The organism is Roseomonas sp. KE0001, assembly GCF_016107285.1.
Lineage (GTDB): Bacteria > Pseudomonadota > Alphaproteobacteria > Acetobacterales > Acetobacteraceae > Pseudoroseomonas.
In genome coordinates this window covers 472660-488889 of sequence record NZ_RCVQ01000002.1, presented here as the reverse complement: position 1 = coordinate 488889, position 16230 = coordinate 472660, and the positions used below count along the sequence as shown (strand labels likewise).

The window sequence follows — 16230 nt, the reverse complement described above, 5'->3', positions numbered from 1 at the left end:
CGGCGGCCCCGCTTCCTGTTGCGGCAGCCCCGCTTTCGTGACACTTCCATGACAAGCACGAAAAACGGGAGATCGTCATGCAGCGTCGCAGCTTCGTTCTGGCCTCCACGCTCGGCCTGTCCGGCGCCCTGCTGGCGCCGGGCGCGCGGGCGCAGGCCGGCAAGGTCACGGTCGTCACCTCCTTCTCCAAGGATGTCACCGACCCCTTCAAGGCCGCCTTCGAGAAGGCCATGCCGGGCGTGACGCTCGACGTGCAGAACCGCAACACCAATGCCGGCGTGAAGTACCTGGAGGAGACGCGGGGCAACAACCAGGTGGACGTCTTCTGGGCCTCGGCGCCCGATGCCTTCGAGGTGCTGAAGTCGAAGGGGCTGCTGCAGCGCTACACGCCGAAGGCGACCGGCATCGCGCCGCGCGTGGGCTCCATGCCGACCAACGATCCCGACGGCCAGTACTTCGGCTTCGCCGCCTCGGGCTACGGCATCATGTGGAACGAGCGCTACGCCCGCGCCAACCGCCTGCCGGCGCCGAAGGAATGGGGCGACTTGGCGCTGCCGGTGTTCCACGACCATGTCGCCATCGCCGCGCCCTCGCGCTCCGGCACCACGCACCTGACCATCGAGACCATGCTGCAGGGCGATGGCTGGGATCAGGGCTGGCGCCTCCTGAAGGCCATGGCCGGCAATTTCCGCACCATCACCGAGCGGTCCTTCGGCGTGCCCGAGGCGGTGAATTCGGGGCAGGTCGGCGTCGGGATCGTCATCGACTTCTTCGCCTTCTCGGCCCAGGCCTCGGGCTTCCCGGTGAAGTTCGTCTACCCGACCGTGACGACCATCGTGCCGGCCAATGTCGGCATCGTCACCCGCGCGCCCAACACCGCGGGGGCGCAGGCCTTCGTCGAGTTCCTGCTCTCCCCCGCCGGCCAGGCGGTGCTGCTGGAGCCGGGCATCCGGCGCCTGCCGGTCAATCCGGAGATCTATGCCCAGGCGCCCGCGGACTATCCCAACCCCTTCAAGGACCCCTCGCTCGGCGCCCGCGTCCGCTTCGACGTCGATGTCTCCGAGAAGCGGACCGCCGTGGTGGACACGCTCTTCGACCAGCTCATCACCTTCCAGCTCGACGCGCTGAAGGCCGCGACCCGGGCCATCCAGGCCGCCGAGGCGGCGCTGGAGAAGAAGGACAATGCCGCGGCGCGGAGCTTGGTGCGGGAGGCGCGCGACCTGATCGCCGCCATGCCGGTGAGCGAGGCGGAGGCCAGCGGGCCGGCGGTGGCCGGCGCCTTCGGCGGCCAGCGCGCGGAAGGGCCGCGACAGGCCGAGCTGGAACAGGCCTGGGCGGCCTTCGCGCGCGAGCGCTACGCCAGGGCGCGCGACAAGGCCCAGGAGGCGGCGCGCCTGGCCCGCTGACGCCCCGTGTCCGCCACCCTCTCCCGCCCGCGCGCCGGGCGGCGCGCCTTCACGCCGGGGCAGGCGGCGCTGGCCATCGCCATCGCCCTCTTTCTCGCGGCCTTCCTGATCCTGCCGGTGGCGACGGTGATGTACGTCGCCTTCACCGAGCCGGGCAGCGGTGCCTTCACCCTGGTGAACGTCTGGGACGCCTTCCGCACGGAACTTTTCGTGCGCTCCTTCCTCAACTCGCTCTATGTCTCGGCCGCCACGGTGCTGCTGGCCTCGCTCTTCGCCCTGCCGCTCGCCTACATCACCGTGCGCTTCCATTTCCGCGGCGCGCTGCTGATCCAGACGCTGGGCTTCCTGCCGCTGATCATGCCGCCCTTCGCCGGCGCCGTCGCCATGCAGCTGCTCTTCGGCCGCAACGGTACGGTGAACCTGCTGCTCGGCGACTGGGCCGGCATCAACATCCCCTTCATGGAAGGCCTGAACGGCGTCGTCTTCGTGCAGGCGGTCCACTACTTCCCCTTCATCCTGGTCAACCTCTCGGCGGCGCTGCGCAACATCGACAGCGCCATGGAGGAGGCGGCGCAGAATCTCGGCTCCTCCGGCTTCCGCCTGTTCCGCCGCATCGTCTTCCCGCTGGCGCTGCCGGGCTATGTCGCGGGCGCCTCGCTGGTCTTCGTCAAAGTCTTCGACGACCTGGCGACGCCGCTGCTGCTGAACGTCAAGGAGATGCTGGCGCCGCAGGCCTATCTGCGCATCACCTCGATCGGCCTCGCGGATCCGATGGGCTATGTGATCAGCGTCGTGCTGATCGTCGTCTCGGTGCTGGCCATGTGGCTCTCGGCGCGCGCCATCCGGCGTGGCGACTACGCCACGGTGCAGCGCGGCGGCGGCGGCCTGGCGAGGCGCCGCCTCGGCCCCGGCCAGGCGGCGCTGGCCTATGGCACGGTCGGGCTGATCCTGGCGCTGGTGCTGGCGCCGCATCTCGGCCTGCTGCTGCTGTCGCTGGCCACCATCTGGTCCTTCAGCCCGCTGCCCGACGGCTTCACCCTGGCCCACTACGCCCGCGTCTTCAGCGACAGCTCGGCCTATATCTGGAACACGGTCACCTATGCCTCGCTGGCGGCGCTGATCGACGTCGTGCTCGGCACCGCCATCGCCTATCTGGTGCTGCGGACGCGGCTGGTCGGCCGCGAATGGCTGGACTGGACGGCGAGCGCCGCGCTCGCGGTGCCCGGCGTGGTGCTGGGCATCGGCTATCTGCGCAGCTTCTACGGCGTGACCCTGCCGGATGGCCGCCCGCTGGCCAGCCTCTGGCTCGTCATCGTCCTGGCGCTCGCCATCCGCCGCCTGCCCTACGCCCTGCGCGCCTGCCATGCCGCGCTGCAGCAGATCTCGGTCTCGCTGGAGGAGGCGGCGGAGAATCTCGGCGCCAGCAAGGGCCGCACCGTGCGCCGCATCGTCGTTCCCCTGATGGCCGGCGGCATCCTGGCCGGCTTCATCTCCAGCTTCGCGACGGCCGCCGTCGAGCTGTCCGCGACGCTGATGCTCGTGCAGTCCAATGCCGACGCCCCGCTGGCCTATGGCCTGTACGTCTTCATGCAATCCGCCGCCGGCCGGGGCCCGGGCGCGGCCCTCGGGGTGATCGCCGTGATCCTGGTCGGAGCCTGCACCTTCCTCTCGCATCTCGTCATCGAGCGCAGCCAGCGGACGCGCGGGAGGCAGGCATGACGCCCGGCCCGCGCGAGGAGGAGGCCGCCGCCCTCTCCGTCGCCGGCCAGGCGGCGGGGGTGCGGATCGAGGGGGTCAACCTCTCCTATGGCAGCAACCACGTCCTGAAGGATGTCGAGCTGGAGATCAGGCCCGGCGAGTTCTTCGCCTTCCTCGGCCCCTCCGGCTGCGGCAAGACGACGCTGCTGCGGCTGATCGCCGGCTTCAACCAGGCCGATACCGGCCGCGTCCTGGTCGGGGGGCGGGACATCTCGGCCCTGCCGCCCTGGAAGCGCGACATCGGCATGGTGTTCCAGTCCTACGCGCTCTGGCCGCATCTGAGCGTGCGGCAGAACGTCGCCTTCGGGCTCGAGGAGCGGCGCCTGCCCCGCGCCGAGATCGCTGCCCGGGTCGAGCAGGCGCTCGGGCTGGTGGGGCTCGCGCATCTCGCCGACCGCCGTCCCGCCGCCCTCTCGGGCGGCCAGCAGCAGCGCGTCGCGGTGGCGCGCACCATCGCCATCCGCCCGCGCCTGCTGCTGCTCGACGAGCCGCTCTCCAACCTCGACGCCAAGCTCCGCGTGCAGGTGCGGCGGGAGTTGCGCGACCTGCAGCGAAGCCTGGGCATGACGGCGATCTTCGTGACGCACGACCAGGAGGAGGCGAATACGGTCTGCGACCGCATCGCGGTGTTCCGCGAGGGCAGCGTGCAGCAGGTGGACACGCCGATGGCGCTCTACGCGCGGCCGGCGAACCTGTTCGTCGCCGGCTTCCTGGGCAGCGCCAACATCCTGGCGGGCACGCCGCGCGAGGGGCGGTTCGCGGTGGAGGGCGGGCCGGCGCTGCCGCTGCCGGCCGGGCTGCGCCCCCCGCCGGGCGCGCGGCTGATGTTCCGGCCGCAGGATGCGAGCCTGGCGCCGCCGCGGCCCGACAGCCTTCTGACCGGCACCGTGGCGCATCGCGAGTTCCTCGGGCCCGTCCTGCGCTACGGCGTGCGCGTCGGCGAGGCCGAGGTGCTGGTGGACATGCCCTTCAGCGGCGTCCCGCGGCTGCACGAGGTGGGCGACACCGTCGCCATCACCGTCGATCTCGGCAGCGCGCACTGGCTGACGGAGTAGCCCCCGCCTCACCCGGCGCGGGCGGCGACGGCGCGCGCCCGCGCCAGCAGCGCCACGGCGCGGCGGACGATCGGGATGTCGATCATCTTGCCGTCGATGGCGAAGGAGCCGCGTCCCTGCGCCGCCGCCTCCCGGTCCAGCGCCACGATCCGCTCCGCCTCCGCCACCCGGGCGGGCGAGGGGCTGAAGCCGGCGTTCAGCACCGGCACCTGCGAGGGGTGGATGGCCGAGGCGCCGACGAAGCCGAAGGCGGCGGAGCGGCGCACCACCCGCTCATAGGCGGCGAGGTCGGAATAGTCGGCCACGGTGCTGATGGTGCCGAGCGGCATCAGGCCGGCGGCCGTGGCCGCCTGCAGGATCTGCTGCTTGGGCATCAGCAACACCTCCTCCGAGGGCTCGCCGCCGATCGCCGTGGCGTAGTCCTCGGCGCCGAGGGAGAGGCCCACCAGCCGCGGCGTGGCGCGGGCGATGTCATGCGCGCGCGACAGCGGCCCCGGCGCCTCGATCAGCGCGACGAAGCGGATGCCCCCCGCCGGCAGGCCGCGCGCCTGCTCCAGGCGGGAAACCAGTTCGTCGAGCAGGCGCAGATGGTCCGCGCCCTCCACCTTGGTCACCATGATGGCGGCGACACCGGGGATGACGGCCGCCTCCAGGTCGCGCACCGCATCCTCGAGCGGCTGGTTGATGCGCACCAGGATATCCGCGCGCGCCTCGCGCCGCAGCCGCGCCACGGCGGCCTCCACCCGGCGGCGGGCCTCCGGCTTGTCGGCGGGGGCGATGCTGTCCTCCAGGTCGAGCTGGATGGCATCGGCGCCGCGCTCGTGCGCGCGGGCCAGGAAGCGCTCCACGTTCACCGGCACGAACAGGCCGGAGCGCCAGACGGGATGCGGGGTCATGCCGTCACCACCAGGCCGGAGGCCGCCGCCGCCGCGATCTCGTCCGGCGAGAAGCCCTGCGCCGCCAGGATGTCGCGGCTGTGCTGGCCGAGGCGCGGCGCCGGTGCGCGGATCGCGCCGGGCGTGCCGGAGAGGCGCGCGGGAACGGCATGCATCGGAAAGCTCCCCATGTCCTCGTCCGGATACTCGGCCAGCAGGGCACGCGCCCGCACGTGCCGGTCGCCCATGACGCGGACGATGTCGTTCACCGGGCCGATGGTGACCTCGGCGGCTTCGAAGAAGGCCACGTTCTCCTCCAGTGTCCTGCGTGCGATGAAAGCGCCGATGATGGCGTCCAGCTCCTCGCCATGCGCCACGCGCTGCTCGTTGGTGCGGAAGCGCGGATCGTCGATGAGGTCGCCGCGCCCGATGGAGCGCAGCACCCGCTCCGCCATGCCCTGGGTGGAGGCGGAGAGGCAGACCCAGCCGTCATCCCTGGTGCGGTAGACATTGCGCGGCGCGGCGCCGGTGGAGCGGCTGCCGGTGCGCGGCTTGGTCTTGCCGGTGAGGCGGTAGTTCGCCGCCTGCGGGCCGAGCGCGGTGAAGAGCGGGTCGAGCAGCGGCAGGTCGATCACCTGGCCCTGGCCGCCGCGCATCTCCACCTCGCGCAGTGCCGCCATCGCGGCGAAGGCGCCGGTCAGCCCGGCGATGGTGTCGGCGAGATACATCGGCGGCAGCACCGGCTCGCGGTCGGCGAAGCCGTTCATCTCGGCGAAACCGGTGAAGCCCTCGACCAGCGTGCCGAAGCCGGGCCGGCGGGAATAGGGCCCGTCCTGCCCCCAGCCGGAGATGCGGACGATGATGAGCCGGGGCTCCAGCCGGAGCAGCTCCTCCGGCGCCAGGCCCATCGCCTCCAGCGTGCCGGGGCGGAAGCTCTCGACCAGCATCGCCGCGCCGGGGACGAGGCGGCGGATCAGCGGGATCGCCTCCCCGTGGCGGAAGTCGATGCAGAGGCTGCGCTTGCCGCGGCCATGCACCTTCCAGGCGGTCTCGACACCGCGCACGCGCCAGCCGCGCAGCGTGTCGCCATCGCGCGGCTCCACCTTGTCCACCGTGGCGCCGAAATCCGCCAGGTGCTGCGTCAGCGTGTTGCCGGCGACGAGGCGGGAGAGGTCCAGCACCCGCACGCCCTGCAGCGGGCCGGTCGCCTCCGGCGTGTAGTCGGCGCGCGGCAGGCCGCCGCCCCGCGTGGTCTCAAGCGGCGACATCGGCGCCTCCCCGGAACAGGATGCCGCCCGCATGGGGCAGCCAGAGATCGAGCGTGTCCCCGGCCGGGGGCGTGCGCGCCTCCAGCCGGATGGCGGCGCCGGCGAGGTCGAGCCCCACCTGCCATTGCCCGCCGACATAGGAGCGACTGGTGATGCGCGTCGCCAGCACCGAGCCCTCCCCCGGGCCCTCTCCTGGGCCCTCCCCCGCCCCGGCGCCCGGCGTCGCCACGCGCATCTGCTCGGGGCGATAGGCCAGGGTGACGCGCTCGCCGGCGGCGGCGGCGCGCCCGGCCACCGTCTCCAGCCGCTGCCCGTCGGCCAGTTCCAGGACGGCGCGGCCGCCGGCCGGGGCGGCGCCGACCACGCGGGCGGGCAGGAAGTTGGTGGTGCCGATGAAGTCGGCGACGAAGGGATCGGCCGGCTGCTCGTAGATCTGCTGCGGCGCGCCGATCTGCGCGATGTGCCCGCCATTCATCACCACGATGCGGTCCGAGAGCGAGAGCGCCTCGATCTGGTCATGGGTGACATAGATGGTGGTGAGGCCGAGCCGGGTGCGCAGCTCGGCCAGCCAGGCGCGGGCGCGGTCGCGCAGCTTGGCGTCGAGGTTGGAGAGCGGCTCGTCGAGCAGCAGGATGGCCGGGCGATAGACCAGGGTGCGGGCCAGCGCCACGCGCTGCTGCTGTCCGCCCGACAGCTCGTGCGGGTAGCGCGCGGCGTAGCGCTCCATCTCGACCAGCGCCAGCACCTCCTCGATGCGGCGCCGACGCTCGGCGGCGGGAACCTTGCGCAGCGTCAGGGGGAAGGCGACGTTGTCGGCCACCGTCATGTGAGGCCAGAGCGCGTAGCTCTGGAAGACAAGACCGCAGTTGCGCGCCTCCGGCGGCAGGTAGATCCCCTTCGCGGCGTCGAAGTAGACCCTGTCGCCCACCTGGATGCGTCCGCCATCGGCGCGGTCGAGCCCGGCCACGGCGGCGAGGGTGGTGGACTTGCCGCAGCCCGAGGGGCCGAGCAGGGTGACGAACTCGCCATCCGCCACGTGCAGGTCGACCCCCTCGACGGCGGTGACGCCGCCGAAGCGCTTGGTCAGGCCCTGGATGGTCAGGTCAGCCATGCAGCTTCACTCCGAAGATGCCGCGCACCGCGGCGATGCAGACGGCGATGACCGCGACCTGGATGGTGGCCAGCGCGGCGACGAGGCCGACCTCGCCCTGCACCCAGAGTTGCAGCAGGGCCGTGCCGATCACCTCGCTGCCCGGGGCGAAGAGGAAGATCGCCGTGGAATACTCCTTGAAGAAGGAGATGAAGAGGATGGTGAAGCAGCCGACCAGGGCCGGGCGCATCAGCGGCAGCAGGATGCTGCGGCTGGTCCGCCACCAGTCGGCCCCCTGCACCCGCGCCGCGCGGTCGAGATCCGGGCTGACCTGCAGCAGCATCGGCGCGACGGCGCCGAGCCCGGCCGGGATGAAGCGCATAGTGAAGGCGATGACCAGGATCCAGATGGAATTGCGCAGGAAGCCGAGTCCCGGCAGCAGCGCGAAGGCGTAGAAGAAGCCGATGCCGGCGACCACCCCCGGCACCGCGCGGGGGAACAGCGCCAGGTACTGCAGCGCGCCGCGGAAGCGGAACTCCGAGCGGTGCACCACGATGGCAATGAGGGCGATCAGCGCCGTGGCCAGCGCGCCGCCGACTAGGCTGACCACGAAGGAGTTCCAGACCGCGCGCGAATAGACGGGATATTCGAAGATCTGGGTGAAGTTGCCGGTGGTCAGCACCTCGCCGATCGGGATCATGGGCGAGAGGAAGGCGGTGAAGGCGCGCAGCACCAGCGTGCCGATCGGCGCGATGACGGTGGCCAGGATGTAGAGCGCGGCCAGCGCGAAGAGCGGCCAGCGCAGCCCGCCGAGGCGGAAGGGGCGCGGGCGCGAGGCCTTGCCGCCCAGTGTGATGAAACGGCGCGTATTGCCCAGCATCCGCCCCTGCAGCCAGACCAGGAAGCACACCACCACCAGCATCAGCGCCGCCGCCGTGGCGACGAGGCCGTGGTCCGGGCGCGGCGAGGAGACGCCGTTGTTGAACAGGAAGGTGGTGAGCACGGGGATGCCGGCGGGATCGCCGAAGATCAGCGGAATCGAGAGAAGCTCGAGCCCCACGGTGAAGTTCAGCACGGCGCTGTAGGCGATGGCGGGCTTCATCAGCGGCAGCGTCACCCGCCAGAGGGTGCGCGCCGTGCCGGCGCCGGACACCCGCGCGGCCTCCTCCAGCGAGGGATCGGTGATGGTGGCGGAGGACAGGCAGTAGATATAGGCCAGCGGCGCCTGCGAGACACCGGCGATGACCGCCATGCCCCAGAGCGAGTAGAGCGTCCAGGGCGCGTCGCCGAACAGAGACTGCCAGAGCAGGGTGACATAGCCCGAGGGGCCATAGACCGCGTACCAGCCGAAGGAGAGGACCAGCGCGGAGAGATAGAGCGGCCAGAGGAAGAACTCGCTCATCGCCCGCGCCAGCGGCAGGTCGGTGCGGCCGAACAGGATGGCGGCGAGCGTGCCCACGACCTGCGCCACCAGCGTCGTCAGCGCCGCCAGCAGCACGGTGTTCAGCAGCACCGTGCCGAAGCCCTCGGTGCGCGCCAGCCGCGCGAAGTTCGCCAGCGTCAGGTTGTACTCCGGCTCGTAGAGCGCGCCGTCCAGCACCGATTGCAGCAGCACGGGCAGGAGCGGCGCCGCCACCAGCACGAGCACCAGGATGGCGGTGCCGTACTGGATGGGAATGGCGCGCGGGATGGCCGGCTGCGCGGGCGGCGCGTCCGGCCGGTCGAGGGCCAGGCTCATCGGCTCAGCTCACGCCGTAGGCTTGCTTCCAGCGGTCCAGGAAGGGCTGGTATTCGCTGAGGATGGCCGGATTGTAGTCGATGAAGGCGATGTTCTGCTCGCCGCCCACGGCCTCGGTGATCGAGCTGTAGGTGTGGCGGATGCCCTCGCCGGGACGCACGTCGGGCCGGGCGGGGGTCAGGCCGCCACGGCCGAAGGCGCGCTGCCCCTCCTCCGAGGCGATGTAGTCCAGCAGCAGCTTCGCCGCGTTGACGTTGCGCGCGCCCTTTGGAATGGCCATGCCGCGCAGAATCACGAGCTGCCCGTCGCCGATGAAGTTCCAGCCCAGCACACGCGCCCGCGCCGGGTCGTTCAGCCGGGGCCAGAAGGTGATGGCGGAGACGAACCAGCCGGCGACATACTCGCCGGAGGTGACCTTCTCCGTCATCGGCCCGCCGGAGCGTTCCCAGCGTGGCTGGGCGGGGGCGATCTGGCGGAACCATTCCCAGGCCCTGTCGCCGTGCTTCTGCACGAAGCCGAAATTGGCCGAGTAGCCGAAGCCGCCGAAATGCGCGCCGTAGCTGGTCAGCTTGTTGCGCCAGCGGCTGCGGTTCTCCACGGCCAGCTCGGTGAACTGCGCGAAGGTCTTCGGCTGCTGCGCCTCCGGCACCAGCATCTTGTTGAAGATGAAGACCAGCGGATCCGCCGAGACGGTATAGACACCGGGCCAGGGGCGCGACCAGGCGGGCCAGGCGGCGATCTCGGGCGATTCGTAGGGCATCACCTCGCCGCGTTGCTGGAACTCGATCCAGCCCGAGGGATCGGCGGTGGCGAGGAGGTCGGCGGTGCGGCTGTTGGTGCCACGCTCGGCCAGGTAGCGCTCGAACACCTCGCGCGAGTTGGGGAGATCCAGCGTCTCCACCTTCACCTTGGGATAGCGGCGGTTGAAGCCTTCCAGCACCGGCCGCCAGTTCTCGGCCGACATGATGGAATAGACCAGCAGGCTGCCCTCGCGCTCCGCTCCGGCGACCACCTCCTGGTAGCCCTGGGGATAGCCGGCCGGCGCTCCGGTGGCGCCCTGCGCCCGCAGGCCGGCGGGCAGCAGCAGGCCGGGCAGGGCCAGCGTGGCGCGGCGCCCGATCAAGGTCATTGGCGTGTCCTCCCTGACGGGGCCCGCCTCCCTGTGGAGGGGTTCACCCCGGCGCTCTTTGGCGCAATTATTGGCGCCAATATGCTAGGTCCCCTTTGACGATCCCCGCAATCCCTTTTCCGCCACAGGACCGGACGATCATGGCCCGCCTGCCCCGCGCCCGCCGCCCGCTGGCCGCCGAGCTCGCCACCGCCATCCGCGGCGGTGCCTACCGCGCCGGCGAATGGCTGCGGCAGGTGGATCTGGAGGAGCGCTTCGGCGCCACGCGCTTCGACATCCGCGCTGCCCTGGCGGAGCTGGCGCTGCGCCAGACCGTCGAGCATGTGCCCAATCGCGGCTTCCGTGTCGCCACGCCCGACCGGCGGCGCATCGGCGAGATGCTGGAGGTGCGGGCGCTGCTGGAGGCGGAGGCCGCGCTCACCGCCCTGCCCCGGCTGGACGACGCCGCCTTGGCCCTGCTGGAGGCCAAGGCCGCCGCCTTCGAGCGGGCCATCGCCGAGGGCAGTCCGGCCAGCCAGAGCGCCACCAATCTCGACTTCCACGACACGCTCTACGGCTTCGCGCCGAACCGCGCGCTGGTGGAGCTGGCGCTGGAGGTGCGGGACCGGGCGCGGCTGTGGCCGCTGGTGCTCTGGCCCTCCATGCGGGCGCTGCGCCGCAGCGCCGAGGGGCATGGCGAGATCCTGACGGCCCTGCGCGGCGGCGACCCGGTGCGCGTCGCCGCCAGCGTGCGGTCCCATATCCTGGACTCGGCCGCCAATCAGCCGGACACGGAGGAGGAAGCGCGGCGCTGACCCGCCGGCTCAGCCGGCCGTGCCCGCCGGCGGCAGCAGGCCGCCGATCAGCCGCAGGCCGGCCCGCTCCAGCGCATCGGCGGCCTCGGCGGCGCCGAGATAGGGCGCGGCGGCAAAGGCGCCCTCGATCAGCAGCAGCAGGGCGTCCCCCATCGTGTCCGGCTCCGCCGCGCCGGCCTCGGCGCAGATCCGCCGCAGGTCGCACCGCACCTTCTGCTTGTAGGCATCCGTCACCTGCCGCGCCGGGTGCTGCGGGTCGGGGAATTCCACGATCGCCATGCCCATCGGGCAGCCCCGGAAGCCGGGCTGCCGCAGCACCTCCACCGCCGCCCGCAGATAGGCGCGCGGCCGCTCCCGCGGCGGCGTCCCCGGCTCGACGGCCGTCTCGAACCAGCAGGAATCCTCGCTGCAATCGTCGCGCAGCACCTCGGCGATCAGCTCGTCCTTCGAGGGGAAGGCGCGGTAGAGGCTGATCTTGGTGGTGCCCGCGACGCGGCAGAGTTCCTCGACGCCGGTGGCGCGGATGCCCTGCCGGTAGAAGAGATCGCGCGCGACATCCCGCAATCTCTGCGCCGCCGGGCGGCGGTCCTCGTCCTTGTTGCGGGCCACGGTTCTCTCCTCACTCCTTCTTGCGCGGCGCGGCTGGAGAAGCATGTCCGCCGCGGGCTTGCAATGTGACCGACCGGTTCGTATCCATGTTACGAACCGGTCGGTATCATCCGGCCCTGGAGATAGGCAATGCCGACCCTCATCCGCAAGTCCCGTCCTCTCCGCGCCCTGCTGCTGGCCGCCCCGCTGGCCCTTCCCCTGCTGCTCCCCACCACAGCCGCCGCGCAGGACCCGCTCCCCACCGTCACCGTCGCCACGCCGCTGCGCCGCGACCTGACCGAATGGGAGGAGCACATCGCCCGCATCGAGCCCTCGGCGCGGGTGGAGCTGCGCCCCCGCGTCTCTGGCCTGGTCGAGGCGGTGCATTTCCGCGACGGGCAGGTCGTCCGGGCCGGGGATCTCCTCTTCACCCTCGACCGGCGCCCCTTCGAGATCGCGTTGCGCGATGCCGAGGCGGCACGGGATGGCGCCCGCGCCAGGCTGGCCCTGGCCCGGCAGGAGACCCGCCGCAGCCTGCCGCTGGTCGAGCGCCGCATCGCCCCCGAGGCGCAGCTCGACAGCCGCCGCGCCGCCGAGCGGCAGGCCGAGGCCGAGCTGGCCGGGGCGGAGGCGCGGGTGCGGCAGGCGGCGCTGGAGCTGGACTGGACCGAGGTGCGCGCGCCGCAATCCGGCCGCGCCTCGGACCGCCGCGTCGATGCCGGCAACCTGGTGCAGGCGGGCGGCACGCTGCTCACCACCATCCTGGCCCTCGATCCGGTCTATGCCAGCTTCGACATGAGCGAGGCGGACTATCTGCGCCTCGCCCGGCGCGGCGGGGCGCGGCCGGGTGCCGCCCCGCTGACCGTCGGCCTGCGCCTGGCCGACGAGGCGGAGTGGCCGCGCACCGGCCAGCTCGACTTCCTCGACAGCGAGCTGCGCCCCCGCTCCGGCACGCTGCGCGCCCGCGCCGTGCTGCCCAATCCCGACCTGCTGCTGACCCCGGGCGGCTTCGCGCGGCTGCGCCTGCCGGCCGGCCAGGGCGAGCGGCTGCTGGTGCCCGATGCCGCCATCGCCGCCGACCAGGCCAGCCGCGTCGTCATGACCGTCGCCGCCGATGGCACGGTCGTGGCCAAGCCGGTGGAGCTGGGCCCGGTGGTGGACGGGCTGCGCGTGGTGCGCGCGGGCCTCTCGCCGCAGGACCGGGTCATCACCGCCGGACTGCATCTGGCGCGGCCCGGCAGCCGCGTCAGCGCCGAGGCGGCCGGGCCAAACGGCCGCCTCGCCGCCATCCGCTGAGGAGCCGCGCCATGCGCTTCGCCCAGTTCTTCGTCGGCCGGCCGGTCTTCGCCGCCGTCATCTCGATCGCCATCCTGCTGATCGGCGCCATCGCCGCGACGCGGCTGCCGATCAGCGAGTATCCCGAGATCGCCCCGCCCACCGTGACCATCACGGCGCAGTATCCGGGCGCCTCCGCCGAGACCATCGCCAACACCGTGGCCTCGCCGATCGAGCAGGAGATCAACGGCGTCGAAGGCATGCTCTATGTCGGCTCCCAGGCGACCGGCGATGGCCGGCTCACCATCAACGTCGTCTTCCGCCAGGGCACCGACATCGATCAGGCGCAGGTGCTGGTGCAGAACCGCGTCGCCATCGCCGAGCCGCGCCTGCCGGCCGAGGTGCGCGCCCTCGGGCTCATCGTGAAGAAGGCCTCGCCCGACATCATGATGGTCGTCCATCTGGTCTCGCCCGACGGCTCGCGCAGCGACCAGTATCTCGCCAACTACGCCACCCTGGCCCTGAAGGACCGGCTGGCGCGGCTCGACGGCGTCGGCGACGTGCAGCTCTTCGGCGGCGGCGGCGACTATGCCATGCGGGTCTGGCTCGACCCGGCGCGCATCGCCGCGCGCGGCCTGACGCCGGGCGAGGTGGTCGCGGCGCTGCGCCGCGCCAATGTCCAGGTCGCCGCCGGCGGGCTCAACCACCCGCCCACGGGGACCGGCGGCGGCGAGGCCTTCCAGCTCAACATCCAGGCGCTCGGCCGGCTGCGCGACGCGGCGGACTTCGCCGATATCGTGGTGGCGACGGAGGCCGGCGGCGCGCCGCTGCGGCTGCGCGACATCGCCCGCGTCGAGCTGGGCAGCCAGGACTACACGATGCGCGCCTATCTGAGCGGCACGAGCGCCGTCGCCATGCCGATCTTCCAGCGGCCCGGCTCCAATGCCCTGGCCACGGCGGCGGCGCTGAAGGCGACGCTGGCGCAGGCGGAGCGCGACTTCCCGCCCGGCGTCGCCTACCGCATCGTCTACGACACCACGCAGTTCATCGAGCAGTCGATGGAGGCGGTGCTGCACACCTTCGTCGAGGCCATCCTCCTCGTCGTGCTGGTGGTGATCCTGTTCCTGCAATCCTGGCGCGCCTCGATCATCCCGCTGGCCGCCATCCCGGTCTCGATCATCGGCACCTTCGCCTTCATGGGCGCGCTCGGCATCTCGCTCAACAGCCTGTCCATGTTCGGGCTGATCCTGGCCATCGGCATCGTCGTGGACGACGCCATCGTCGTGGTCGAGAATGTGGAGCGGCACCTGGCGGCGGGGCTGGACCCGCTGACGGCGACGCGGCGCACCATGGACGAGGTCGGCTTCGCCCTGCTCGCCATCGCCCTCGTGCTCTGCGCCGTCTTCGTGCCGACGGCCTTCATCGAGGGGCTCTCCGGCGCCTTCTACCGCCAGTTCGCCGTGACCATCGCGGTGGCGACGCTGCTCTCCGCCCTGGTCTCGCTCACCCTCTCGCCGGCGCTGGCGGCGCTGCTGCTGCGGCCGCACGCGCAGCACCCACCCCGCGGCTGGCGACGGGTGCTGGGCGCGCCCTTTGGCCTGTTCTTCCGAGGCTTCAACCGCGCCTTCGACGCGCTGTCGCTCGGCTACGGGGCGCTGACGCGGCGGCTGGTGCGGGTCTCCGCCATCGTGCTGATCCTCTTCGCCGGCCTGCTGGCGCTGACCGGCCAGGTGGTGCGCACGACCCCCACCGGGCTGATCCCGCCGCTCGACCGCGGCTATCTCATCGCCGCCTTCCAGCTGCCGCCCGGCGCCACGCTGGACCGCACCGACAGGGTGATGCGCGCCGCCTCCGAGGCGGTGCTGAAGGTGCCGGGCGTGGCGGACACCGTCATGTTCACCGGCTTCGACGGCGCCACCTTCACCAACGCGCCGAACACCGGCGTGATCTTCGTCACGCTGCAGAGCTTCGAGAAGCGCGCGGAGGAGGGCATCGCCTATCCGGCGCTGATCGGCGCCGTGCAGGCCGCCATCGGCCGGCAGCGCGACGCGCTCGGCCTGGTCATCCCGCCGCCCTCGGTCTCCGGCATCGGCACCGGCGGCGGCTTCAAGCTCTATGTGCAGGATCACGGCGACCGCGGCGGCCACGCGCTGGAGGCGGTGACGCAGCGGGTGGTGGCGGCGGCGGCGGCGCGGCCCGAGATCGCCATGGCCTTCACCCTGTTCAGCACCGCGACGCCCTCGCTGCGCGCCGAGGTGGACCGCGGCAAGGCGGAGATGCTGGGCGTGCCGCTCGACCGCGTGTCCGAGACGCTGTCGATCTATCTCGGCTCCGCCTTCGTCAACGACTTCAACATCCTCGGCCGCACCTACCGCGTCACCGCCCAGGCCGAGGAGGCGCAGCGCCGCACCCCTCGCGACGTCGCCCTGCTGCGCGCCCGCAATGTCGATGGCGAGATGGTGCCGATCGGCGCCCTGGCGCGGCTGGAGCCGGATACCGGCCCCTATCGCGTGCCACGCTACAACCTGTTTCCGGCGGCCGAGGTGCAGGGTGCGGCGGCGCCGGGCTATTCCACCGGCCAGGCGATCGCGGCGATGCAGGCGGTGCTGGCCGAGACCCTGCCGCGGGGCTACGGCTACGAATGGACCGAGATCGCCCTGCAGGAGACGACCCAGGGCAATACCGCGCCCATCGCCTTCGGCCTCGCCGTGGTCTTCGTCTTCCTGCTGCTGGCGGCGCTCTACGAGAGCTGGCTGCTGCCGCTCGCGGTGGTGATGATCGCGCCGATGTCCGTGCTGGCGGCGCTGGCCGGCATCGCCTGGCGCGGGCTGGACAACAACGTGCTGGTGCAGATCGGGCTGGTCGTGCTCATCGGGCTGGCCGCCAAGAACGCCATCCTGATCGTCGAGTTCGCGCGGCAGGCGGAGCAGCAGGGGCTGGACCGCTGGGCGGCGGCGGCGGCGGCGGCGCGCACGCGGCTGCGGCCGATCCTGATGACCTCGCTGGCCTTCATCCTCGGCGTGCTGCCGCTCGCCATCGCCACCGGGGCGGGGGCGGAGATGCGGCAGAGCCTGGGCACGGCGGTCTTCGCCGGCATGCTGGGCGTGACGCTCTTCGGCCTGTTCTTCACCCCGGTCTTCTACGTGGTGGCGCGGGCCATGGCGCAGCGCCAGGGGCACGGGCAGGCGTCGGCCCGGGATGACGCCACCTCGGAAGGCCATGCCTGAAGGCGGAAGGGGGGGGGCCGGCCGGCG

Annotated in this window: 12 protein-coding genes; 6 read left to right on the top strand and 6 right to left on the bottom strand. The window is 72.2% G+C overall.

Annotation, left to right across the window (positions count from 1 at the left end):
- The first annotated feature begins 77 nt into the window (after nucleotides 1-77).
- From D9598_RS05855 to D9598_RS05845, 3 genes are read left to right on the top strand one after another with little or no spacing between them, the layout of a single operon-like run.
- A complete protein-coding gene (locus D9598_RS05855) occupies nucleotides 78-1406 on the top strand; it encodes an ABC transporter substrate-binding protein (protein ID WP_198365446.1) in 1329 nt (442 codons plus the stop codon).
- A 6-nt stretch (nucleotides 1407-1412) separates the two neighbouring features.
- Nucleotides 1413-3125: an ABC transporter permease gene (locus D9598_RS05850; protein ID WP_370591940.1), complete on the top strand. Its 1713-nt coding sequence runs from the start codon at nucleotides 1413-1415 to the stop codon at nucleotides 3123-3125.
- A complete protein-coding gene (locus D9598_RS05845; protein ID WP_198365445.1) occupies nucleotides 3122-4219 on the top strand; it encodes an ABC transporter ATP-binding protein in 1098 nt (365 codons plus the stop codon). Before D9598_RS05850 ends, D9598_RS05845 begins: the two co-directional genes overlap by 4 nt.
- An 8-nt stretch (nucleotides 4220-4227) precedes the next feature.
- On the opposite strand, the gene D9598_RS05840 is transcribed toward D9598_RS05845, so the two are convergent.
- From D9598_RS05840 to D9598_RS05820, 5 genes are read right to left on the bottom strand one after another with little or no spacing between them, the layout of a single operon-like run.
- A complete protein-coding gene (locus tag D9598_RS05840; protein ID WP_198365444.1) occupies nucleotides 4228-5115 on the bottom strand; it encodes a CoA ester lyase in 888 nt (295 codons plus the stop codon).
- Nucleotides 5112-6362: a CaiB/BaiF CoA-transferase family protein gene (locus D9598_RS05835; RefSeq protein ID WP_232476923.1), complete on the bottom strand. Its 1251-nt coding sequence runs from the start codon at nucleotides 6360-6362 to the stop codon at nucleotides 5112-5114. The genes D9598_RS05840 and D9598_RS05835 overlap by 4 nt, the downstream gene beginning before the upstream one ends.
- Nucleotides 6349-7473, bottom strand: coding sequence for an ABC transporter ATP-binding protein (locus tag D9598_RS05830; RefSeq protein WP_198365443.1), 1125 nt, complete (start codon nucleotides 7471-7473; stop codon nucleotides 6349-6351). Before D9598_RS05830 ends, D9598_RS05835 begins: the two co-directional genes overlap by 14 nt.
- Complete coding sequence (locus D9598_RS05825; RefSeq protein WP_198365442.1) at nucleotides 7466-9190, bottom strand: iron ABC transporter permease; 1725 nt, start codon at nucleotides 9188-9190, stop codon at nucleotides 7466-7468. The genes D9598_RS05830 and D9598_RS05825 overlap by 8 nt, the downstream gene beginning before the upstream one ends.
- Before the next feature lie 4 nt (nucleotides 9191-9194).
- Nucleotides 9195-10319 (bottom strand): ABC transporter substrate-binding protein, encoded by a 1125-nt coding sequence (locus D9598_RS05820; RefSeq protein WP_198365441.1) that lies wholly within the window; start codon nucleotides 10317-10319, stop codon nucleotides 9195-9197.
- 140 nt (nucleotides 10320-10459) lie between these two features.
- Between D9598_RS05820 and D9598_RS05815 the strand changes: the two genes are divergently transcribed.
- Nucleotides 10460-11113, top strand: a complete 654-nt coding sequence (locus D9598_RS05815) for a GntR family transcriptional regulator (RefSeq protein WP_198365440.1) — start codon at nucleotides 10460-10462, stop codon at nucleotides 11111-11113.
- Between the two features lie 9 nt (nucleotides 11114-11122).
- Here D9598_RS05815 and D9598_RS05810 read toward each other — a convergent pair whose 3' ends face one another.
- Nucleotides 11123-11722: a TetR/AcrR family transcriptional regulator gene (locus tag D9598_RS05810; RefSeq protein WP_370591939.1), complete on the bottom strand. Its 600-nt coding sequence runs from the start codon at nucleotides 11720-11722 to the stop codon at nucleotides 11123-11125.
- 129 nt (nucleotides 11723-11851) lie between these two features.
- Between D9598_RS05810 and D9598_RS05805 the strand changes: the two genes are divergently transcribed.
- Together D9598_RS05805 and D9598_RS05800 are read left to right on the top strand one after the other, a co-directional pair.
- Nucleotides 11852-12997, top strand: a complete 1146-nt coding sequence (locus D9598_RS05805; protein ID WP_198365438.1) for an efflux RND transporter periplasmic adaptor subunit — start codon at nucleotides 11852-11854, stop codon at nucleotides 12995-12997.
- Between the two features lie 11 nt (nucleotides 12998-13008).
- Nucleotides 13009-16203, top strand: coding sequence for an efflux RND transporter permease subunit (locus D9598_RS05800; protein ID WP_198365437.1), 3195 nt, complete (start codon nucleotides 13009-13011; stop codon nucleotides 16201-16203).
- Nucleotides 16204-16230: the final 27 nt, after the last annotated feature.